We start from the raw sequence: 22,144 nt of genomic DNA on the forward strand, positions 1-22,144 counted from the left end.
GGTGGCGCACCCCCCGGAATCGTTATTGAAAATGATTGCCATTACAGTACCCTTCGTTCGCGGCAGTCCTGCCCCGTTCACGGCACCACCCATGACCCGCGAGACCGGAGAATCCCCATGCGCCACCCCACCCGCCCGGGCGTCGCCCTGGCCCTTGTGCTCGCCACCGCCGGCTGCTCCGCCGCGGCCGGCGGCCCGGACGCGGACGGCAGGTCCGCCGCCCGCACCCCGGCCGGCCCGGCCTCCGTCACGAGCTGCGGCCGCGACGTGCCCCTCGGCACGCCGCCCGAACGGGCCGTCGCCCTGGACCAGACCTCCACCGAGACCCTGCTCGAACTCGGCCTCCAGGACCGGATGGCGGGCACCGCCAACCTCAAGACGAAGATCCCCGAGCGGTATGCCGCCGCCTACCGGACCGTCCCGGTCATCGCCCCGAAGATCGCCATCGCCGAGCAACTGCGCGCCGCCGCACCGGACTTCGTGGTCGCCGGATCCGCCGACCTGTTCACCGGGGACCGGGCCGGCACCCGCGAGGAGCTGGGCGCCCTCAAGGTGCCCACGTTCGTCAGCGCCGTCGACTGCCCGGAGCGGAACCCGTCCGGCGCGACCCCCTTCGAGCTGCTGTTCTCCGACTACGAGAACCTCGGCAAGGTGTTCGGCGCCGAGGAGCGGGCCGCCGGACTCGCCGCCGGACAGCGCGCCGTGGTCGCGCGCGCGGCACGACGCGGCGCGGCGGCCGCCGACGGCGCGGACCGGCCGACCGTCGTCTACCTGTACTCCGTCTTCAACGGCCTGCCCTACGTGGCCGGCGGGACCGGCCTGCCCAGCGAGATGAGCCGGATCGTCGGCGCGAGGAACGCCTTCGACGACGTGCACGAGGACTGGCCGGAGGTCACCTGGGAGGAAGTCGCCCGGCGCGACCCCGACGTCATCGTGATCGGCGACCTGTCGGAGCGCGGCCGGCCGGGCGACAGCGCGGCCGAGAAGCGGGCCGCCATGCGGCGCCACCCGGTCGTCTCCCGGCTCGACGCGGTCCGCGAGCAGCGCGTCATCGAGGTCCCCGGGATCGAACTGGATCCCTCGGTACGCTCCGTGCACGCCCTCGAACTGCTCGCCGACGGCATGAAGGACCTCGGGTATGTCTCCTGACCCGGTTGCGGCCCGGGCCGGCGAACCGCGCCGGCCGCCGGCCGCCGGCACCGCGACCGCACCGGCCCGCGGCACCCCCGGCCGTCCCCCGCGGTACGACCGCGCCGACGGGCACGAGGGCGCCCACCCCGGTGACGGCCCGGTTCCGGACGGCGGCGCGGCGCGGGGCGGCCCGTCCGTCGCGGTCCGGGCCCTGCGGGGCGCCGCCGCCGCGGCGGTGCTGGCCGGGTCGGTGGCCGCCGCCACCCGCATCGGCACCGCCGACGTGGGCTGGGCCGGTCTCGCCCGGGTCCTGGGCACCCGCCTCGGGCTGGCCGTGGAGCCGCTCCCCCCGCTCCTCGACTCCCTCGTGTGGGACCTGCGGCTGCCGCGCGTGCTCATGGCCGCCCTGGTCGGCGCCTCGCTCGCCGTGTGCGGCACCGTGCTCCAGGCGGTCACCCGCAACGCGCTGGCCGACCCCTATCTGCTCGGGGTGTCCTCCGGAGCCTCGGCCGGCGCCGTCACCGTCGTCGTCCTCGGCGTCGGCGCGGGCTCGCTCGGAGTCGGCGGCGGCGCGCTCGCCGGAGCCCTGCTCTCCTTCGCGCTGCTGCTGGCGCTGCTGCGGCGCACCGGCCTCGACTCGGTCCGCATCGTGCTCACCGGTGTGGTCGTCGGCCAGCTCTTCACCGCGCTGACCTCGCTCGTCCTGATGGCCTCCGCGGACGCCGACACCACCCGGGCCGTCACCCACTGGCTGCTCGGCTCGATGGCGCCGGCCCGCTGGGACACCGTCGTCCTCTGCGCCGTCGTCACCCCGCTGGGGCTCGCGGCCGCCTGGCTGTGCGCCGACGCCCTGGACGGGCTGGCCTTCGGCGCCGACACCGCCGCCTCCCTGGGCGTCGGCGTGCGGTCCACCCGCCTGCTGCTGCTCGCCGTCACCGCCGTGCTGACCGCCGTGGCGGTGGCCACGGTCGGCGCCATCGGCTTCGTCGGGCTGATCGTCCCGCACGGGGCGCGGTTCCTGGCCGGACCGAGGCACCGGGTGCTGCTGCCGTACGCGGCCCTCGCCGGCGCGGTGTTCCTGGTCTGGACGGACGCCCTCGCCCGGGTGGCGTTCGCGCCCCGCGAACTCCCGGTAGGCGTGATCACCGCACTGCTCGGTGTGCCGCTGTTCCTGCTCGTCCTGCGCAGGCGGGGTGAGTTGTGAGGATCACCGCGGAGAACCTGACCTGGTCGGTGGGCGGCACGGCCGTCGTCCGCGAGGTCGGCGCGGACATCGCCCCCGGCGAGACCGTCGCCCTGCTCGGCCCCAACGGCTCCGGCAAGTCCTCGCTGCTGCGCTGTCTGGCCGGGCTGCGCATCCCCGACACCGGCACCGTCCGCTACGACGGCGCCCTCGTACGGGACTGGAACGCCCGCCGGATCGCCCGGCACGCCGCCTTCGTCGCCCAGGACGCGGGCACGGACAGCGACCTGCGGGTCGCCGACGTCGTGGACCTGGGGCGGACCCCGTTCAGAGACCGCTGGCGCGGACCGGACGCCGCCGACCGGGCGGTGGTCGCCGCCGCCCTGGACCGCGTCGGACTCGCCGCGCTCGCCGGCCGTCCCTTCAGGGCGCTGTCCGGCGGCGAGCGGCAGCGGGTCCAGCTCGCCCGCGCCCTGGCCCAGCAGCCCCGCGCGCTGCTGCTCGACGAACCGACCAACCACCTCGACGTGAGACACCAGTTGGAGCTGATGGAACTGCTGGCCGGAAGCCCGCAGACGGCTCTGGTCGCGCTGCACGACCTGTCCCTCGCCGCCCGCTACTGCGACCGGGTGCTGCTGCTCCACCACGGCCGGCTGGTCGCGTCCGGGCCACCCGCCGCCGTCCTGACCCGCGCCCGTCTCGCCGAGGTGTTCGACGTGGACGCCGACCTCACCACCGACGCCCTGGGACGGCCCCAGGTCTCCTACCGCGGCCCGCTCGGCCGCCCCGCCCCGCTCCTGCGGCCGACCGCGCCGTGATCCGCCCCGTGATCCGCCCCGTCACCCGCCCCGTCACCCGCCCCGCGATCCGCCCCGTGGTGCGCGGGCCCGGCCCGCCGGGCGGGGCCGCGCCCCGGCACCGGGCCCGGTCCCGTGCCCACCCGTCCGTCCGCCCCGAGTTCGCCCGCCCCGAGTTCGCCCGCCCGAAGTCCGCCCGCCCCGAGTTCACCCGCCCGAAGTCCGCCCGCCCCGAGTTCACCCGCCCGAAGTCCGCCCTGTGAGAAGGACGTCCATGACCTCCGCAGCCCCTCGTACCGCCCCCACCCCCACGCCGGGCGTCGACGCCCTCGCCGACGCCGTCCTGGCCGGGCGTCACGGCCCCCGGCCCTCCGGTCTCGCCGCGACGAGCGTGTTCTGGATCCACCACGGCACCCGGCTGGCCGGCGGCGCCACCACCTACCTCAACCAGTACGTCCTGGTGCGCCTCGGCGGCTCGTTCGGCGGCTGCGCCTTCGAGAGCGGCGAGATCGACCCCGCGGTGTGCCGCGACCACTCCGGCGCCCCGCTCGACGTACTGCTGCGCGAGGCGCCGCGTCCGCTGCGGATCGCCGCGCTCGACGCCTACCTGTCCGAGACCCGCCCGCACCCCGAGGCCGCACGGGCGGGCGACGCCGAACCCGTCACCCTTCCCGCCGGCTCCCCGGAGACCCGTGCCGCGGCCCGCGACGCCGCCGTCGCCGGCCTGCTCGACATCGAGGAGGGCACCAAGGTGGGCCTCATCGGCGTGGTCAACCCGCTCGTCGCGGCGATCCGCGCACACGGCGGCGAACCCCTGCTGTGCGACCTCAACCTCAGGACCACCCAGTGGGGCGACCCCGTCACCGCCGACATGCACACCGTGCTGGACACCGCCGGAACCGTCGTCGCCACCGGCATGACCCTGGGCAACGGCTCCTTCGACACCATCCTGGACCGCTGCCGCACACGCCGGATCCCGCTCGTCGTCTACGCCCAGACCGGCAGCGCCGTCGCCCGCGCCTTCCTCGGCTCCGGGGTGACCGCCCTGTCCGCGGAACCCTTCCCCTTCTCCCAGTTCAGCGCGGAGGAGACGGTCCTGTACCGCTACCGGACGGCGGACGGCGCGTGAACCCCGTCCCCGCCGCCCGCCCGCACGCTCCCGCGAACCGCCCGCACGGCCCCGCCGTCCCCCCGGACGCCCTCACCCGCCCCGCGCCGGACGCCACCGCGCACGGTGCCCCGCGCACCGGGACCGGGCACGCCCCCCGCCACCACGGCGAGATCCTCCAGGGCGTGTTCCTCGACCAGGCCGGGCGGCGCTGCCCCGGTCTGGTCACCCTGCCCCTGGCCGGGCCCGGCAGCAGCGCCGAGTTCGTCCGCCGGCCCGGCACCCCGCCGGGCAGCCTCACCGTCGTACCCGCCGACCGGACCAAGGCGGCACGGGCCGCCCGCCTCGCGGTGGCCGAGTGCGCCGGGCGGACCGGCCGGCCCGCCGAGGGCGGACACCTCCGCCTCACCGGCACGGTCCCCGTCGGCCTGGGCATGGGCAGCTCCACCAGCGACGTCCTCGCCACCGTCCGCGCGGTCGCCGACGCCTACGGGCTGCGGATGGACCCCGCCGCCACCGCCCGGCTGGCGGTGCGCGCCGAGCGGGCCTGCGACCCGCTGATGCTGGACGACGGCCGGGCGGTGCTGTTCGCGCAGCGCGAGGGCCGGGTGCTCGAAGTCCTCGGGCCGGCCCTGCCCCCGCTCGTCGTGGTGGGCTGCCTGCTCGGCGGCGGCGCCCCCGTCGACACCCTCGCCCTGCCCGCCGCCGACGTCGGCGACGACGCCGTCCGGCACGGGGAGCGGCTGCGCCGTCTGCTGCGCCGGGCGGTCGCCACCGGCGACGTGCCGCTGCTCGGCGAGGTCGCCACCGCCAGCGCCGTCCGCGGTCAGCGGGTGCTCGCCCACCCGGAGTTCGCAGCGCTCACCGCCGCCGCCCGGCGGGCCGGGGCGGCCGGTGTGCAGATCGCGCACAGCGGCGCCGTCGCGGGCCTGCTGTTCGACCCGGCCGCACCGGACCTGCACCGGCGCGTCCGCGACGGCCGGCGCGCCCTCGCCGGTCACCGCATCCCCGTCACCCGCACCTTCACCACGAGCAAGGAGATCCCGCCATGGACCAGCACATCGCGGAGGCCGTCGGGCGTCCGGACCTGATACGCCTCGACGACCGGCTCGTCTGCCTGCGCTTCGAGACGATGAAGGTGGTCTCCGCCCTCGCGGCGGTGCGCCACCTGCTCGACACCGGGGCGGTGCGCCCGGGGGACACCCTGCTGGACAGCTCCAGCGGCATCTACGCCTATGCCCTCGCCCTGGCCTGCCACCGCCACGGCATGCGCTGCCACATCGTCGGCTCGACCACCGTCGACGACACCCTGCGCACCCAACTGGCCGTCCTCGGGGCGACGCTGGAGCGGATGGAACCCTGCAGCGACCTCAAGCTCGACCAGAAGCGGAGGGTGGAGCGCGTCCACGAGCTCCTGGCCGAACACCCCGAGTACCACTGGATGCGGCAGTACCACGACGACGTCCACTACCTCGGCTACGCGGCCGTCGCCGACCGTGTCCGCGAGGAACTGGGCGCGGAGCGTCTCACCCTCGTCGGCGGGGTCGGTTCAGGGGCCTCCACCGGCGCCCTCGCCCGCCGGCTGCGCGCGCCGGCGGGCACCCGCTCCGGCACCGCGCCCCAGGCACCGGCCGACGTGCAGCTCGTGGGTGTCCAGCCCTACGGCAGCGTCACGTTCGGTGCCGAGCACCTCGCCGACCCGGAGATCATCATCGCCGGCATCGGCAGCTCCATCCCGTTCGGGAACGTACGCCACGAGCTGTACGACACCCTGCACTGGATCTCGTTCGACGCGGCCCGGGCCGGCAGTGTGGACCTGCTGCGGCGGCACGCGGTGTTCGCCGGACTCTCGACCGGCGCGGGCTACCTCGCGGCCCGCCACGAACGCGACCGCTCGCCCGGACGGACCGTTCTGCTCGTCGCCGCCGACACCGGCCACCGCTACGTCGACACGGTCTACGCCGGTCACGAGGGGGCCCCGCCGGTCTCCGCGCTGGCGCCGCAGGAGGTCACCGACCAGCGGGCACTGGCCCTTCCGTGGTCCCGGATGGCGTGGAACCGGGCCGCGGCACCGGCCGCGGCGGTCCCCGCGCCGCAACCGGTGCGCAGCGGCCGCCGTGCCTGACCGCGACGCGGAGGGGAGGGCACGTCCTCCCCTCCCGCGGACCGCGCGGTCCGGGCCGGGCCCGCCAGGGCCTTGCGGAGCCGGCGGGCGGGACCCGCGGCACGCCGCGTCCGAACCCGTCAGGCCGGGCCGGGCCGGGCCAGGTCGGGCCAGGCCAGGGCGGGTCGGGGCGGGTCGGGGCAGGGCCGGGACCGGCGCGGGCCGGGCGTCGCCCGTGGGCGCGGCCCGGTCCGACGCGGCGGCCGGGGCGGCGGGCCGTCCGCGCGCAGGACGCGGCTGTGGCGCGCCCCACGAGGGTTCCCCGGGAACTCCCGGCGGGTGCGCCGCGACTTCTGGACGCGGGCCGCCGACGACGGCGGGCTGCGCAAGGGGCCACGGCCGACCGGCCGGCCCGGCCGGCACGGGAGGGGAGCACGGGAGCACATGGACACAGCGGACGGGGTGCGGTCCGCACCGGCCGAACCCGGCGTCGGCACACGCGGGCTGACGCTGCTGCTGACCACCGCCATGGCCTTCTCCATGATGCAGCTGTTCCTGCTGGGCGCCCTCGGCCCGCGTCTGGTCGGTGCGCTCGGCCTCTCGGAGACGGTGCTCGGCCTGACCACCACCGTGGGGTTCGGCACGGCGGCGGTGCTGTCTCCGGCGGGCGGCCGCATCGTGGACCGGGTCGGTCCGCGGCGGGCGCTGGTGGCGCTGCTCGCGGTGTCGGCGGCGGCGCTCGGCCTGATCGGTGCGGCCCCCGGGCCGGGTCTGCTGCTGGCCGCCGTGGCACTCGGAGGCATCCCGCAGGCGCTCGCCAACCCCGCGACGAACAAGGCCGTCCTCGCCGCCGTCCCGGCGCCGAGGCGCGGCGCGGTGACCGGGGCGAAGCAGTCCGGAGTCCAACTGGGCGCGTTCGCGGCCGGGTTGCCGCTCGCGGTGACGGCGGGGCTGCTCGGCTGGCGCGTCGCGGTGTGGACGGCCGCGGCGGCCGCCCTGTCCGCCGCCGAGTGGGCCCGGCGCGCGCTGCCGGCCGACGACGCGCCGCCCCCCGCGTCCGCCGTGTCCGCCCCGGCCCCCGTATCCGCGGCGTCAGCGTCACCCGCGTCCGCCGCGCGGGCCGTGAGAGCCGTGCAGGCTGCGAAGGCGGCGCCCGCCGTGCGCGGGCCGTCCCGTTCCGGTGGACCGGTGCCGTGGCTGGCGGCGTTCTCCGTCCTCCTGGGCGCCGGCATCGCCTCCGTCAACACCTATCTCGCCCTGTTCGGCGCGCAGCGGCTGGACATGGGGCCCGCGGTGGCGGGCGCGCTGGTCGCGGTCCTCGGCGCCGCCGGGATCGGCGGCCGCGTCGGCTGGTCCCGGGCCGCCACCCCCGGCCGCGCTCCGTGGCTGCCGGGGCTGCTGGCCGCCGGGGCGGTCGGCGCGGCCGTCCTGCTGGCGGCGGCGGTGCGGCTGGGCCCGCTGGTGTGGCCGGCCGCCGTGGCGGTGGGAGTGTTCGCGGTGTCGGCCAACGCCGTGTCGATGGTGCTGGTCATGCAGCGTTCCGCGGCCGGCCGCGCCGGAAGGGACTCGGCGCTGGTCGCGGCCGGGTTCTTCGCCGGGTTCGCGGTGGGCCCGCCGGTGTTCGGCCCGCTCGCCGAACGCGGCCACTACGGCGCGGGCTGGCTGCTGGTCGCCGCGGAGTTCGCGGTCGCCGGGGCGGTCGCCCTGGTCTGGGCGGTCCGGGACCGCCGCGGCGGAACGGGAGCGGCGGCATGAGCGCCGCCGACGCGGCCCGACCGCCGCAGCGGCCGGCGGACCGAGGCGCGGGCACCGCCCGGGGCGCCGTCGGCCCGGACCCCGCCGCCGACGCCCTCGCTCTCGTCCTCGGGCGGGTGGCGGAGACCGCCGCGCAGGTGGGGGAGCGGTTCCCGCTGTACGCGGACCCGGCCGACGGCAGCTGGAGGACCACCGGGCGCGGCTCGTGGACCGGCGGCTTCTGGGCGGGACTGCTCTGGCTGCGGGCCCGGCACACCGCAGCCGCCGCAGACCGCGCGGCGGCGGCCGCCGCGACCGCGCGGCTCACCGCCTGGGCGGGCGCCGACACCGCGACGCGCGGGCTGATCCTCTGGTACGGCACCGCCCTGGCCGACGGGGACCCCGCCGCGCGGCGGCTGCGCGAGCGCGCGGCGCGGGACACCGTCGCCGCCTTCGACAGCAGGCTCGGCGTGGTCCCGTGGGGCGCCGCGCTCGGCGGGCCGCGGCTGCGGGTCCGGGCGGACGGCGTGCCCGGCCTCGTGCCGCTGCTGTCGTCCGCCGGAGCCGAAGGAGCCGCGGCCGCAGCCTCCCACCTGCACCGCCACCTCGACCTGTGCCTGCCCGGCACGGCCGCCGCCCGGCCCCGCCCGGCCTGGAACCGGAGCGAGCCGGACGGCTGGACGCCCGCCCCGGACCCGGCGCCGGGCTGGACCCGGGGCGAGGCCTGGCTGCTGCTGGCCGTCGCGGACGGGCTGCTGCACGCGGGCGAGCCGGGCCCGCACCGGGAGCGGCTCACCGGGGCCGCCGAACTCCTCCTCGACAGCGCCCGCCTGCTCACCGGACCGCTGGTGCCGCCTGCCGACGCCTCGCAGCCCGACGGGCCGCGGGACACCTCCGCCGCCGCCATCGCCGCCGTCGCGCTGCTGAAGCTCGCGGCCGTGCCCGGGGCACCCCGGGCGGGTGCGTGTGCCGGGCGGGCCGACGCCGTCCTCGGCCGGCTCGCCACCGCCCACCTCACCCGGCCCGGTGGCACCGCCCCGCCCGGCATGCTCCTGGACGGCTGCTACGACGCGCAGGCCGGCACCGCCGTACGGCACGAACTGGTCTGGGGTGACTTCTTCCTGGCGCTCGGGCTGTCGGCCCGCCTGGGCCGTGTCGACCTCAGGCAGGTGTAGCGCCCGCGTCGGCCCCGGGCAGGCGCGGTGTCCGCGGCCGCGGAGCGGTGTGCCGGCCCGGGCGTACCGGCTGCGGGCCGCTTCGCCGTCCGTGGCCGTCCCGGGCGGGGTGCCCGGCTCCGGGCCGGCCGCTGCCGGGCGGGGGGCCGCACCGGCCTCGGGCGGGCCTGGCGCCTGTGCCGATCACCAGGGCGTACGGCGGCCCGCGACGGGGCCGGGCGGCGACGGCCCGCCCCGGCCTCAGGCGGGTCCCGCGTCCGGGGCCGTACGGTCGCGCAGGACGCGGCGGGCGACGGAGGCGACGTGCAACTCGTCCGGCCCGTCCAGGATCCTCGCCGTCCGTCCGGTGCGCAGCAGGGCGGGCAGCGCGGTGTCCGGGCCGAGGCCGGCCGCACCGTGCACCTGCACGGCCCGGTCCGCGACCTCCTGCAGGGCGCGGGCCGCGGCCGTCTTCGCCAGCCCCACCTCCAGGTGGGCGTCCCGGCCCGCCGCGACCAGCCGCATCGCCTCCTGCACCAGCGGCCGCGCGGTCCGCAGCACCAGCAGCGACTCGAACACGTGCTGCTGGACGAGCTGCCGGTCCGCGAGTCGCTCCCGCGTCCCGCGCCGCGCCGCGGCCCGGTCGCACAACAGGTCGAACGCCCGCTGGGCCTGCCCGATCCAGCGCAGCGCCCGCAGCGTGCGGCCCAGCCGGAGCCGCTCGGCGGCGACGGCCAGCGCCCGGCCCGGTTCGCCGACGAGCTGCTCCTCGCCGATCTCGACGCCGTCGAGGGCGATCTCGTACTGCCCGGCCGCGCCCAGCACCGGCAGCTCGCGCACCACCCGGAAGCCCGGCGCGGCGGTCGGCACCAGGAACAGGGAGAGCCCGTCCCGGTCGCCCGGAGCGCCGTCGCTCCGCGCGAGCACGGTCACCAGGTCCGCGCCGGCCGCGTGCGACACGAACCACTTGCGTCCCGTCACCCGCCAGCCGCCGCCGGACAGCCGCTCGGCCCGGGCCGCGGTGAGCGCCGGCTCGGTGCCGGGCGTGTCCGGCTCCGTCATCGCGAAGCAGGTCCGCAGATCTCCGGCGACGAGTCCGCGCAACACGTCCGCCCGCACCCGCGCCGACCCGTGCCGGGACAGCATGGTCACGTCCAGCAGCGGCGCCGACCCGAGGGCGGCCGGGCCGTGGTCGCTGGCTCCCTCCGCCTCGGCGAGCGCGCCGTACGCGGCCAACGGCAGCCCCCCGCCGCCGAGTTGGGCCGGCAGCGGCAGCGCCCACAGGCCCTCCTCCCGGGCCCGCCTGCGCAGGTGCTCGCGTACGTCCGCCGCGCCCGGCCCTCCCGCGTCCAACCGGTCCTCCCGCGGGAACACCTGCTCGCGCACGAACGCGGCCACCCGGTCACGCAGGCGCGAGAGATCCCTTACGTCATGGTCCGTCACTGAATCCTCCTCTGTGCCGGGAACTCGGCAGAACGCGCGTACGACTGCCTGCCTGTGGAAGTGGTCGGGCGCATCCGCCCGCCGGTTCCCCCCGTTGACGACTCCGTGCGCCGGCCCGCCGCCGCGCCGGAGGGGACCACAGAGGAGAGGCATGGCGACACCAGCCACCCCGCGCGGCGCGGTCGGCCGCCCACCCGGCGTCCGGCGCCCGCTCGACGCACTCACCTTCGACCTCGCCGGGCCGGCCGCCCTGACCGGGGTCCTCGCCGACCACCTCACCCGGCTCGGGGCGCGGACCCGCACCCCGGACGCCGGGCGCATCACCCTCGGCGGGGCGGGGTTCGGCCCGGTCGCCGCCCGTACCGCCTGGGGTCCGCCCGGACCGGACGTGGCGGACGAGGCGACCGCGCAGGCCGTCACCGGCGTGATGGCCGTGCACGGCCGCCGCCACGGCGGCCCGCGCGGCCTGGGAGCCGACTACCTCGCCACCGCCACCGGCGTGCTCACCGTCCAGGGGCTGCTCGCCGCCCTCCTCGGCCAGGCCCGCGGCGGTGACGCCCCCACCGAGGTGACGACGACGGCCGACCGCGCCGGCCTGCTCACCGTGTCCCAGTACCTCGCCGCGGCCGGCGCGGACGAGCCCGAAGCGGTCCGGCCGGCGCCCGGCGGCCCCCCGTTCACCTCCGCCGACGGCATCCGGTTCGAACTGGAGACCCTGGACCCCGGCGACTGGGCGGCGTTCTGGCGCGCCCTCGACGCCCCCGCGGAAGCACTCCGGGCGGGCTGGCGGCCCTTCCAGTTCCGGTACGCGACCGCCGGCGCGCCCCTCCCGGACGCCCTGCACGAGGTGACCCGCCGTCACACCTTCGCCCACCTGACGCGGGCGGCCGATGCCTCGGGGGCACAGGTGTGCCGGCTGCGCACCCTCGCCGAACGGGCCGCCGAGGACGACGCCGCCGACCCCTGGACCCTGCACGCCCCGCACCCGGGCGGCGCCGGCACCCCCCGCACACCCGCCGCGGCGCCCACCGCCGGTCCGCCACTGGCCGGGCTGACCGTGCTGGAGGCGGGCCGCCGCATCCAGGCACCCCTCGCCGCGCACCTGCTGCGTCTGCTCGGCGCCCGCGTGGTCAGGATCGAGCCGCCGGGCGGCGACCCGCTGCGCGGCATGCCGCCCGCCTGCGACGGCGTCTCCGCCCGCTGGCTCGCCCTCAACCGGGGCAAGGACGCCGTCGAGATCGACATCAAGTCCCCCGGCGGCCGGCGGCGGCTGCGCGAACTCGCCGCCGGGGCCGACGTGTTCCTGCACAACTGGGCACCCGGCAAGGCCGCCGCGCTCGAACTCGACGCCGGGCACCTGGCCGCCGTCAACCCCGCACTCGTGTACGCCTACACCGGCGGCTGGGCGGACCGGCTCGACGACGCCCCCCTGGGCACCGACTTCATGGTGCAGGCCCGCACCGGCACCGGAGAGGCCGTCCACCCGGCCGGAGAGCCCCCCGTGCCGTCCCTGATGACCCTCCTCGACGTGCTCGGCGGCCTGCACGGCGCCGAGGCGGTCCTCGCCGGCCTGCTGCTGCGCGAACGCACCGGGCGCGGCGTCCGCGTCGGCTCCTCGCTCCTCGGCGCGGCCGACACCCTCCTCGCCCCCGCCCTGGACCGGGCCCGCCGGGGCCTCGACCCGCGGCCCCCCGCCGGGTTCCGGCACCCGCTGCCCACCCGTGACGGCTGGATCGCCCCGGGCGACGCCTGCGCCGCGGCCGCCGCCGCGCACCACGACCCGGAGGAGACCACCGAGGACGCGCTGCACGCGCTGCGCACCCGCGGCCTCACGGCCACCGCCGTCACCACCGACCTGTCCCGCCTCCTCGACGACCCGCGCCTGTCCGGCCCGATCGGCCGGGACCCGCACGGCGCCCCCGCCGTTCCCGACCCCTGGAGCTTCGCGTGACCGTCCCCCTGACCGACCTGCTGCCCGCCCGCCTGCGCCGCTCCTGGGCGGCCGACGGCACCTGCCCCGACCTCGACCTCTACAGCCTCTTCCGGGCCCGGCGGATCGCCGGCCCGCACCGTCCGGCGGTCCTCGACGCCGGGGGGACGCTCTGCTACACGGCCCTCGACCGCAAGGTCCGCAGCCTGGCCGGGGGCCTGCGCGGCCTCGGCGTCGCGGCCGGGGACGTCGTGGCCGTCCAGCTCCCCGACCACCGCGACGCCGTCGTCGCCGACCTCGCCCTCGCCGCGCTCGGCGCGGTCGCCCTGCCCTTCCCGGCCGGCCGCGGCGCGGTCGAGGCCGAGTGTCTGCTGCGCCGCGCCGAGGCGGTCGCCGTCGTCGCCGCCGTCGAACACCGGGGGCAGAGCCGCGCCGCCGGCCTCGCCGCGCTCGCCCCCGCCCTGCCGGCCCTGCGCCACATCATCGCCGCGGGGCCGGGCACCGCACCCGAGGGAACGATTCCGCTGCGGGAGCTGCTGCGCACCGACCCGGCCGGGTTCGTGCCGGCCCGCCCCGACCCCGACAGCGCCGCCCGCATCCTGGTGTCCTCCGGCTCCGAGGCGGAACCCAAACTCGTCGCCTACTCCCACAACGCCCTGGCCGGCGGGCGGGGCAACTTCCTCGCCTCCCTGATGCCCGACGGGACACCTCCCCGCTGCCTCTTCCTCGTGCCCCTGGCCTCCGCGTTCGGCTCCAACGGCACCGCCGTCACGCTCGCCCGGCACGGCGGCACCCTCGTCCTGCTGGACCACTTCACCCCCGGGGCCGCGCTCGCGGCGATGCGCGAGCACGCGCCCACCCACGTCCTCGGCGTGCCCACCATGGTCCGGATGATGCTGGAGCACCTTGAGCACCTTGAGCACCTGGAGCACCTTGAGCACCTTGAGCACCTGGAGCACCTGGAGCGCTCCGACGACGCCGGGAGGCTGCCCGCCCCGACCGCGCTCGTGCTGGGCGGCGCGCCGCTCGACGAGGCCACCGCCGAAGCCGCCGCCGAGGCCTTCGGCTGCGCCGTGGTGAACCTCTACGGTTCGGCCGACGGCGTCAACTGCCACACCGGCCTCGGCCACCGGGTCCCGCCCGCCGGCCGCTCCGGCGTCGTCGCCGGCCGCCCGGACCCGCGCGTCACCGAGATCCGCGTCGCCGACCCCGAGACCCACGAGCCGCTCGCCGAGGGCGCCGTCGGCGAGATCCTCTCCCGCGGCCCCATGACCCCGCTGTGCTACGTCGGTTCCCCGGACCTCGACGTCCGCCACCGCACCCCCGACGGCTGGGTCCGCACCGGAGACCTCGGCCACCTCGACCCGGCGGGCGTGCTGCACGTCGTCGGGCGCCTGAAGGACGTCGTGATACGCGGCGGCGCCAACATCAGTCCGGCCGAGGTGGAACGGGAACTCGCCGGGCACCCCGCGATACGCGACGTGGTCTGCGTCGGCGTCCCGGACCCGCTGATGGGGGAGCGGCTCGCGGCCTGCGTGGTGCCCAGAGGCGCGCGGGCCCCCGGCACCGAGGAGCTGAGCGCCCATCTGGCCGGCCGCGGCGTGGACCGCTTCAAGCACCCCGAACTCGTCCTGGTACTCGGCGAACTGCCGCTGACCGCCGCGGGCAAACCGGACCGCGCCGACCTGCGCCGCCGCGTCCGGGAGTCCACCGCCGGGCCCACCGCCGGGCCCACCGCCGGGCCCGCCGCCGGGCCCGCCGCCGGCGCGGAGCCGGCCTCCTCCGCCGTCGCGGCCGGGGCATGAGCACGGGTGAAGGGCGCGCCACCGCGGCGCGCCCCTCACCCTCCCGTCGTCGGCCGGGCGCCGTCACGGCCCGGTCGTCGGGGCGCCGTCAGGCCCCGCTCATCGCCTTCCGCAGCTCGGCCGCCGCATTGCGGTACACCGCGAGCAGATCCAGGTCCTCCGACGGGTAGTTGACGATCATCACCTGCTCGGCGCCCGAGCCGGGCAGCACGGTCCCGGTGGACATGTGCGCGTTGTCCAGCACGAAGGCGGGCTTCTTCGCGGAGAGTTCGGCCAGCCGCGCCGGGGTGACCGGCTCCGGGCCGTAGGTGCCCACCGTCTTCGCCTGCGCGAGCCCCGCGGCCCAGCCCGTGAACACCTGGGTGACCACCTCGGGGCTCCTCCCGTCCGGCCAGGCCGCCTTCAGCTCGCCGTTCAGCTCGGCGACCTCCTCGCCGAGCCGGGCCTTCCACTGCGCGGCGGCGTCCTCGGTGCCGAACAGGCCGCCCAGCCGGGTCACTTCGGCGCCGGCCTTGCCCGGGTCGTTGTCGAGGTCCACCTCCACCAGCTTCGCCGTCGAGCCCGCCGCCTCCTTGATCTTCGCCGCGTACGGTTCGAACGGCGCGTACAGCACGAAGTCCGCCTTCGCGACGGCGGCGAGGTCGGACGGCTTCGGGTCGTAGTCCGGCGCGTGGTGCACCGACTGCGGCACGATCACCGTGACGTCCTCGGCGCCGGCCGCCTTGGCGAAGGCCCCTTCCCAGGTGGTCGTGGCGACCACCACCGGAGCGGAACCCGACGCCCCCGACGGCTTCGACTCCTTGCGGTCCTTCTCCGGGCCGCCGCCGGACCCGCACCCGGCGAGCAGGGGCAGCGCCGCGCTCAGTGCGACGAGGGCAGCGACACGGGAGCTGCGGGAGGGTCGGTCGGTGTGGACGCGGGTGCGCGCCATGAGCGGTGTCTCCGTTCGGGAACGAGGTACACGGCGAGGACGACGGCCCCCGCCGTGAGGACGAGGACCGGGCCGGGAGGCCAGTCCAGCCAGAGGGCCGCGAGGAACCCCGTGAGGTTGACCGCGACCCCGAGGCCGATCGCCCACAGGGTGATGGACCGCAGCGAGCGGCCCAGCCGGCGCGCGGCCAGCGCGGGCAGCAGTGTCAGGGCGTCGACCAGGAGCGCCCCGGTCAGTTTGATCGCCCCGGCCACGGCGACCGCGACGAGCACGAGCAGCGCGGTGGTCAGGAAGCGGACCGGTACGCCCGAACACTGGGCGAGTTCACGGTCGTACAGCAGCAGCGCCAGCTCGCGCCGCCGCCAGAGGAACAGGGCCGGTACGGCCACGGCGAGCGCGCCCAGCACGAGCAGGTCGGCCGGGCCGACCGAGAGGATCGACCCCCACAGCAGCGCGAACGCCCCGGAGGCGTTGACGCCGGACACGGCGAGGACCAGCAGTGCGGCGGCGACGGCGAGACTCATCAGCAGGCCCATGGCGCTGGACAGCCCGTCCGGGGTGCGGGCCAGCGGTGCCACCCCGGCCCCGGACAGCGCGCACGCCACCAGTGCGCACAGCATCGGATCGAGCCCGGTCAGCAGACCGACCGCGATGCCCAGCAGCGCCACGTGCATCATCGCGAACCGCACCGGCATGATGTCCAGACCGACGATGACCACGCCGACCACCGGCAGCCCGACCGCGGCCAGCAGCAGCGCGAGACCCGCCCGCCGCACGGGGACCAGCTGGAGCATGGCGCCGAGGTCGGCGGCCGCGAGCGCGTTCACCGCACCTCCCGCAGCCGGCCGGCGGCCATCTCCAGCACCCGGTCGCAGCGTTCGGCGAGCGCCCGGTCGTGGGTGACGACGACGAGCGTGACCGGCAGCGCCGCCAGCACGTCCGCGGCCTCCTCCTGGCCCGCGAAGTCCAGTGCGGCGGTGGGCTCGTCGGCGAGCAGCACCCGGGCGCCCGCCGCGACACAGCCGAGCGCACGCGCCAGGTACATCCGCTGCAACTGGCCGCCGGACAGCGTGTCCACCGGCCGCCCGGTCAGCGCGCCGACGCCGAGCCGCTCCGCCGCCGCGGCCGCCTCCTCCGGGGCGCCGCCGCTGGCCAGGAGTTCGTCTCCGCGCAGCGGGAACCGTCCGGCGGGCGGCTTCTGCGGGATCCACGCGCAGGCCCGTCGCCGCCACGCCCACTCCGCGGCCGTACGGGCGCTGCGCCCGCCGACCTCGATGGTGCCGCTGGTCCGCCGGTGCAGCCCGATCACCGCGCGCAGCAGCGTCGTCTTCCCGGAGCCGTTCGTCCCGGTCAGCGCGACCCGCGCACCGGCGGCGATCTCCAGATCCACGCCGACGACCGCCTGCTCGCGGCCGTGCCGGCAGGCGACGCCGGTCATGCGTATGTCCAGTCCGCCCATCCTCCGCCCGCCCTTCGCCCTTCACCCCTCGTTACTGTCAAGCCGTGCGCTGAAGGAGTCGTACGGCGCACCCGCCGGGTTCCCGGCCGGCGCCGGCCGCCTCCGCCGGCCGCCGGGAACCGCGCCGGCCGGCCCGCGGAGGCGGACGGTGCCGGGGAGCGGTCCCGGTGCCCGCGGACCGGCCTGCTCCCGCCTCTTGATGGACCGTCAGCCCATCTGGTGTGATCTCCCGCACCAGCCGACCGATCGCGCCGGAGGTCCGCCCGTGCACCGACGTCTGTTCGCCGCGCTCGCCTGTACCGCCCTGCTCGCCGCCGGCCCCGCCGCCCACGCGGGCACCGCGGCCGCCCCGGCCTCCGCCCCCGTGCCCGTGCTCGTCCCCGCTCCTGTCCCCGTCCCCGTCCCCGCCTCTGTGCCCGCTCCCGTGCCCGCTTCCGCGCCCGGCTCTGTGCCCGCTTCCGCTCCCGCCTCTGTGCCCGCTCCCGTGCCCGCTTCCGCGCCCGGCTCTGTGCCCGCTTCCGCTCCCGCGTCTGTGTCCGTCCCCGCGCCCGGCTCTGTGCCCGCTTCCGCTCCCGCCTCTGTGCCCGCTCCCGTGCCCGCCTCTGTGTCCGTCCCCGCTTCCGCCTCCTTGCCCGCTTCCGCTTCCGCCTCTGTGTCCGCTCCCGTGCCCGCTCCCGCGTCCGTCGCCGACCCGGCGCCGGTCGCCGGCCACGGGTCCACCGCGCGCCCCGCGCAGGGGCCGCCCGGCGACGCCGCCACCGGGGCGGTCCGGGACATCCCCCGCCTCACCGACGACCGCGGACGCGTGCTCACCCTGCGCGGCTGGAACGTGGAGGACAAGCAGCACCGCGGGGACCGGGCGCTCTCCGCGATCACCGAGCGGCACTTCAGGGACCTGCGCGACCACGGCTTCAACTTCGCCCGCCTGCTGGTGTTCTGGGACGACCTGGAACCCGAGCCGGGCCGCTACAGCCGGGACTACCTGCGCCGCATCGACCGCGTCCTGGACTGGGCGCACACCTACCGCGTCCAGGTCCTCATCGACGCCCACCAGGACGTCTTCGGCCCCGCGTTCGGCCACCGCGGCATCCCCGCGTGGGCCACCCGCACCGACGGACTGCCGTTCACCCCGCATCCGCAGGACTGGTTCGCCGAGTACTTCGAGCCCGCGGTGCAGCGCGCCTTCACCCACCTCTACGAGGACGAGGACCTGCGGCGCGCCCAGGTCCGCATGTGGCGGGTGCTCGCCGGCCGGTTCGCCCACCACCCGGCCGTCCTCGGCTACGACCTGATGAACGAGCCCATGGGGGAACTGCGCGCGGGCGAGGACCTCGTGACCGCCGCCCGGCGGATCGAGGCTGAGCAGCTCACGCCCCTGTACAACCGTCTCGCCCCCGCGGTCCGGTCCGCAGACCGGGACGCCTGGATCTTCTTCGAGCCCACCCCGATCGTCGGCGAGGGCGTGCCGACCGGACTCGGCCGGGTGCACGACCCGAAGGCCGTGTACGCCCCGCACTTCTACAACACGCAGATGGAGGCCGGCGCCGACTACGACCCGGCCGCGGGCTGGATCGAGGCGTACGAGGCGGCCGTCACGCAGTACCCGGCGCGCCACCGGGTGCCGGTGGTCGTCGGCGAGTGGGGCCCGCTGAACAGCACCCTGCCGAACACGGGCAGGTTCTACGGGGACGCGCTCGCCTCCCTGGACCGCTACACCTCCGGCTGGGCCGGCTACGTCTGGTGCTACGGCGGCGGCTACTGCGCCCTCGACGCCGACGGGCGGCTGCGGCCCGGCAAGCAGCTCACCGCGGCGCCGTACGCCCCGGCCGTGGCGGGAGCGGTCGTCGCCGAGACCCGCATCCCGGAGACCGGCGCCTACCGCCTCGACTACCGCGCCGCCCGCGGGGTGACCGAGATCCGGGTGCCGGCCCGCCCGGGCGGCTGGCGGGTGTCGGTGTCGGGGCGCGCCGGCACGCCCACCCCGCTGCTCCCCGCGGACCGTTCGGCGACCGCCCGTGTCCACGCCCGCCCCGGTACGCGGGTGACCGTCCTGGTCGCCCCGCGCTGAGGCCCCGCGCATCCGCGCCGACCCGCCGCCCGCGTGCGGCACCGCCGACCGGGCCACCGTAGGCCAGTCACTGACCGCCAGTCATTGACCGCCAGTCACTGACCGCCCGGCACGGGCCGCCCGGCACGGGCCGCCCGGCACGGGATGCTCCCCGGCCCCGGGCGGCCGGACGACAGCGGTGCGCCACGGCGGGCCACGGCGGGCCACGGCGGGCCACGGGAGGCAACCGGAGGCAACCGGAAGCGACGGGAAGCGGCTGGGAAGCGGCCGGGAGCGACCGGAGGCGACGGGAAGTGTCGCGAGAACGACCGGCACGGGCGCCCCCGTTCCGGCCGTGCCCGAACCGGGGCCACCCCGGACGACCGGAAGTGATCGGTGCGGACCGGGACGGACCGGTGCGGTATCGGCCTCGACCGGCGTGTCCGCAGGGTTATCGCTCTGCCGTGCGGTCCCTCATACCAGAGCGGGACCGCGAGCGGAGGAGTTTGTCAACTGTCCACCGCGGTCGATGCGGTGGCGACTACGGTGTGTGTCCGTCGGGCGACGCAGGGCCGATCGTCGCGCTCCGCGCGGCCCTCCGACGGACCAGTAGACGGACCAGTACGAGGACACCGATGTCTCACCTCCGCGCACCGGCCGCACGCGCAGACCGCCGCGAGGGCGGGCGGCACGGACGGCCGGTCGCCCGTACCGCACCCGCGCTGCCCGAGGCCCACATACGACCGCAGCTCCTGCGGCTGGCCGTCCTCCCGCCCACCGCGGTGGCGCTCAGCGCCAGCGCCGCCGTGCTCTTCACCGTCCGTTCCACCGGCGTGCGCACCGGCCCCACCCTGTGGGCCGTGCTCGCCGGAGCGGTGGGTGTGGCGTTCGCCGGCATCGCGATCGCCGCCGTGGCCGCCGACCGGGCCGCGCGGTCCGTGCACGAGCGCGTCGGCGCGCTGCGCCGCAGCAGCGCACGCCGGGAGGCCGACCTGCGCGCCCTCGTGGAGGGCCTGCGGCGGGGCGAGACCCCGCCCCGGCGCAGACCCCGGTCCGGGCCGCCCGGGGACGCCGACGACTTCGAACTGCTCGCCGCCGACCTGGCGCGGGCGCACGAGGGCGCCGTCACCGCCGTCGTGCAGGCCGCCCAGCTCTCTAGCCAGGCCGGCAGCGAGCAGAAACTGGAGGTCTTCGTCAGCCTCGCGCGCCGGCTGCAGTCCCTGGTGCACCGCGAGATCGCGATCCTCGACGAGCTGGAGAACGAGATCGAGGACCCCGACCTGCTCAAGGGCCTCTTCCACGTCGACCACCTCGCCACCCGGATCCGCCGGCACGCCGAGAACCTCGCCGTCCTGGGCGGCGCGGTCTCCCGCCGGCAGTGGAGCAACCCGGTCCCTATGACCGAGGTGCTCCGCTCCGCGATCGCCGAGGTCGAGCAGTACTCGCGGGTCAAGCTCGTGCCGCAGGTCGACGGCGAACTGAGCGGGCACGCCGTCGCCGACGTCATCCATCTGCTGGCCGAACTCGTCGAGAACGCCACGGTGTTCTCCTCCCCGCACACCCAGGTCCTGCTCCGGGCCAACCTCGTCACCTCCGGACTCGCCGTGGAGGTCGAGGACCGCGGGCTCGGCATGCCGGCCGGTGAGCAGAGCCGGATGAACGCCCTGCTCACCGACCCGGACCAGGTCAACGTGGCCAGCCTGCTGGCCGACGGGCGCATCGGGCTGTACGTGGTCTCGCAGCTGGCCAGGCGCCACGGCATCGGGGTGCGGCTCCAGAGCAACATCTACGGAGGTGTCCAGGCGGTCCTGGTCGTGCCGCAGGCCCTGCTGGGCGGCGAGGCCCCGGGCGTGCCCGGAGCCGTCGGCCTCCCAGGCGGCGGCCCGCACGGCACCGGCCTGCCCCCCGTACCGGAGGCACCGCCCGGCCCGCCCGGCCCGCCCGGCGGCCCGGAGGAGTACGCCGCCGCGACCGGGCCCGCCGAGTACGGCATGCCCGGTGTCCCCCCGGAGTACGGGGGGAGCGCCGGTGCGGGGCGCACCGGCACGGCCGCCGGGCACGGCGCACCCGGCGGCCCGGCCGGGCCGGCCGAACGGCCCGCCACCCCCGAAGGCCACCGCCGGCCGGACCGGCAGGGCCCCGCCCCCCGTCCGGCGGACGCCGCCCCCGAGACGTCCTCCCCGGGCCGGGCCGGCACCCCGCTGCCGCAGCGCGGCACCCGTGCCGAACGGCGCACGCCCGCCGCGGCCGCCCCCGGCATCCGGCCCGTCGGGCATCCGCTGCCGGAGGAGCACGCGGCCGCCCCGCCCGTGCCCCGCAACGGCCCCGTGCGCGGCACCATGGGCAGGCCCCAGCTGCCCAGGCGGCGCGCCCAGGAGCACCTCGTCCCCCAGCTGCGGGAGCGGCCCGTGCCCCGCCCCGACCCCGACCCCGACCACCCCGGCCACGACCCCGGCCTGATGGCCGCCTTCCAGCGCGGCATCGGCCTGGCCGAGACCCAGCAGACGCCCGGGAACACCTCCGCCGCACCCGATCACCCCGCACCCGGCCCCGGCGCGGGCGTCCGGCCCGAACCGGGCCACGGCCCACTCGGCCAGGCCGTGCCGCCCGGCGGCGAACCCCGCTACGCCACCCCGGCCGACCCGGCCGCGTTCCGGCCCCGTCCCGGCCACCCCGACCCGGCCCCCCACCCCACCGGAGCCGGTCCGGCGCACGCGCCGCACGGCGCCGCCCCGGCCGGCCCCGGCCCGGCGGCCCGGCCCGACGGGAGCACACCGGCCGGATGACCGCCCCCGCCCCGACCCCCGCCCCCACCGGCCCCGCGGCCGCCGACACCCCCGGCGCCCCCGCGGCACCCCGTACCCCAAGGAGCCGAACCACCATGCCGACCGACGTGCCGACCGGCCGTGTCTCCGACCTCGACTGGCTGATGAGCGGCCTCGTGCAGCGGGTGCCCCATACGACCAGCGCGGTCCTGCTGTCCTGCGACGGCCTCGTGAAGTCCGTGCACGGACTCGACCCCGACAGCGCCGACCACATGGCGGCCCTCGCCTCCGGCCTGTACTCCCTGGGCCGCAGCGCCGGCACCAGGTTCGGCGACGGCGGCGACGTCCGGCAGGTGGTCGTCGAACTCGACGCGACCCTGCTGTTCGTCACCACCGCGGGTGCCGGGACCTGCCTCGCCGTGCTGGCCGGCCGCGAGGCGGACGCCGCCGTGCTCGGCTACGAGATGGCCATGCTCGTCAAGAGCGTGCGCCCCTACCTCGCCACCGCGCCCCGCCGGCACACCGTCGAACCCCCGGCGATGAGGCCTTGAGC

At 77.6% G+C, this 22,144-nt stretch carries 18 protein-coding genes; 14 read left to right on the top strand and 4 right to left on the bottom strand.

The genetic code is table 11. The features are described 5' to 3' along the window. The first annotated feature begins 117 nt into the window (after positions 1-117). From AC5K6T_RS12015 to AC5K6T_RS12055, 9 genes are all read left to right on the top strand, one after another. Positions 118-1,149 (top strand): ABC transporter substrate-binding protein, encoded by a 1,032-nt coding sequence (locus AC5K6T_RS12015; RefSeq protein ID WP_493208308.1) that lies wholly within the window; start codon positions 118-120, stop codon positions 1,147-1,149. Then, positions 1,139-2,335, top strand: a complete 1,197-nt coding sequence (locus AC5K6T_RS12020; RefSeq protein WP_493208310.1) for a FecCD family ABC transporter permease — start codon at positions 1,139-1,141, stop codon at positions 2,333-2,335. The genes AC5K6T_RS12015 and AC5K6T_RS12020 overlap by 11 nt, the downstream gene beginning before the upstream one ends. Next, the gene (locus AC5K6T_RS12025; RefSeq protein ID WP_493208311.1) at positions 2,332-3,132 is read left to right on the top strand and encodes an ABC transporter ATP-binding protein; all 801 of its coding nucleotides are present in this window, start codon (positions 2,332-2,334) and stop codon (positions 3,130-3,132) included. Before AC5K6T_RS12020 ends, AC5K6T_RS12025 begins: the two co-directional genes overlap by 4 nt. An 8-nt stretch (positions 3,133-3,140) precedes the next feature. Then, entirely contained in the window at positions 3,141-3,374 is a 234-nt protein-coding gene (locus AC5K6T_RS12030) for a hypothetical protein (protein WP_493208313.1), read from the top strand. 11 nt (positions 3,375-3,385) lie between these two features. Further along, a complete protein-coding gene (locus tag AC5K6T_RS12035) occupies positions 3,386-4,240 on the top strand; it encodes a Rossmann-like domain-containing protein (protein WP_493208315.1) in 855 nt (284 codons plus the stop codon). Beyond that, positions 4,237-5,310: a GHMP family kinase ATP-binding protein gene (locus tag AC5K6T_RS12040; RefSeq protein ID WP_493208317.1), complete on the top strand. Its 1,074-nt coding sequence runs from the start codon at positions 4,237-4,239 to the stop codon at positions 5,308-5,310. The genes AC5K6T_RS12035 and AC5K6T_RS12040 overlap by 4 nt, the downstream gene beginning before the upstream one ends. Further along, positions 5,268-6,344, top strand: a complete 1,077-nt coding sequence (locus tag AC5K6T_RS12045; RefSeq protein ID WP_493208318.1) for a pyridoxal-phosphate dependent enzyme — start codon at positions 5,268-5,270, stop codon at positions 6,342-6,344. Before AC5K6T_RS12040 ends, AC5K6T_RS12045 begins: the two co-directional genes overlap by 43 nt. Before the next feature lie 423 nt (positions 6,345-6,767). After that, positions 6,768-8,078, top strand: a complete 1,311-nt coding sequence (locus AC5K6T_RS12050) for an MFS transporter (protein WP_493208320.1) — start codon at positions 6,768-6,770, stop codon at positions 8,076-8,078. Then, positions 8,075-9,232, top strand: a complete 1,158-nt coding sequence (locus AC5K6T_RS12055; RefSeq protein WP_493208322.1) for a sugar ABC transporter permease — start codon at positions 8,075-8,077, stop codon at positions 9,230-9,232. Before AC5K6T_RS12050 ends, AC5K6T_RS12055 begins: the two co-directional genes overlap by 4 nt. A gap of 240 nt (positions 9,233-9,472) precedes the next feature. Here AC5K6T_RS12055 and AC5K6T_RS12060 read toward each other — a convergent pair whose 3' ends face one another. Beyond that, positions 9,473-10,654, bottom strand: a complete 1,182-nt coding sequence (locus AC5K6T_RS12060) for an acyl-CoA dehydrogenase family protein (RefSeq protein ID WP_493208323.1) — start codon at positions 10,652-10,654, stop codon at positions 9,473-9,475. A 151-nt stretch (positions 10,655-10,805) separates the two neighbouring features. Between AC5K6T_RS12060 and AC5K6T_RS12065 the strand changes: the two genes are divergently transcribed. Next, positions 10,806-12,605 (top strand): CoA transferase, encoded by a 1,800-nt coding sequence (locus tag AC5K6T_RS12065; protein WP_493208325.1) that lies wholly within the window; start codon positions 10,806-10,808, stop codon positions 12,603-12,605. Further along, positions 12,602-14,389: a class I adenylate-forming enzyme family protein gene (locus AC5K6T_RS12070; RefSeq protein WP_493208327.1), complete on the top strand. Its 1,788-nt coding sequence runs from the start codon at positions 12,602-12,604 to the stop codon at positions 14,387-14,389. The genes AC5K6T_RS12065 and AC5K6T_RS12070 overlap by 4 nt, the downstream gene beginning before the upstream one ends. Before the next feature lie 88 nt (positions 14,390-14,477). On the opposite strand, the gene AC5K6T_RS12075 is transcribed toward AC5K6T_RS12070, so the two are convergent. Genes AC5K6T_RS12075 through AC5K6T_RS12085 form a run of 3 tightly spaced genes read right to left on the bottom strand, consistent with a single transcriptional unit; the run spans position 14,478 to position 16,779 of the window. Beyond that, entirely contained in the window at positions 14,478-15,320 is an 843-nt protein-coding gene (locus tag AC5K6T_RS12075; protein WP_493208328.1) for a metal ABC transporter solute-binding protein, Zn/Mn family, read from the bottom strand. After that, a complete protein-coding gene (locus tag AC5K6T_RS12080) occupies positions 15,251-16,147 on the bottom strand; it encodes a metal ABC transporter permease (protein ID WP_493208330.1) in 897 nt (298 codons plus the stop codon). Before AC5K6T_RS12080 ends, AC5K6T_RS12075 begins: the two co-directional genes overlap by 70 nt. Then, the gene (locus tag AC5K6T_RS12085) at positions 16,144-16,779 is read right to left on the bottom strand and encodes a metal ABC transporter ATP-binding protein (RefSeq protein WP_493208332.1); all 636 of its coding nucleotides are present in this window, start codon (positions 16,777-16,779) and stop codon (positions 16,144-16,146) included. Before AC5K6T_RS12085 ends, AC5K6T_RS12080 begins: the two co-directional genes overlap by 4 nt. A gap of 652 nt (positions 16,780-17,431) precedes the next feature. Between AC5K6T_RS12085 and AC5K6T_RS12090 the strand changes: the two genes are divergently transcribed. The 3 genes from AC5K6T_RS12090 to AC5K6T_RS12100 all read left to right on the top strand — a co-directional run bounded on the left by AC5K6T_RS12090 (position 17,432) and on the right by AC5K6T_RS12100 (position 22,142). Continuing rightward, positions 17,432-18,847: a glycoside hydrolase family 5 protein gene (locus AC5K6T_RS12090; protein WP_493208334.1), complete on the top strand. Its 1,416-nt coding sequence runs from the start codon at positions 17,432-17,434 to the stop codon at positions 18,845-18,847. Positions 18,848-19,461: 614 nt separating this feature from the next. Next, entirely contained in the window at positions 19,462-21,612 is a 2,151-nt protein-coding gene (locus AC5K6T_RS12095) for a sensor histidine kinase (protein WP_493208335.1), read from the top strand. 95 nt (positions 21,613-21,707) lie between these two features. Next, positions 21,708-22,142: a roadblock/LC7 domain-containing protein gene (locus tag AC5K6T_RS12100; RefSeq protein ID WP_493208337.1), complete on the top strand. Its 435-nt coding sequence runs from the start codon at positions 21,708-21,710 to the stop codon at positions 22,140-22,142. The last annotated feature ends 2 nt before the right edge of the window (positions 22,143-22,144 follow it).

It is taken from the genome of Streptomyces sp. B8-7 (assembly GCF_058833805.1).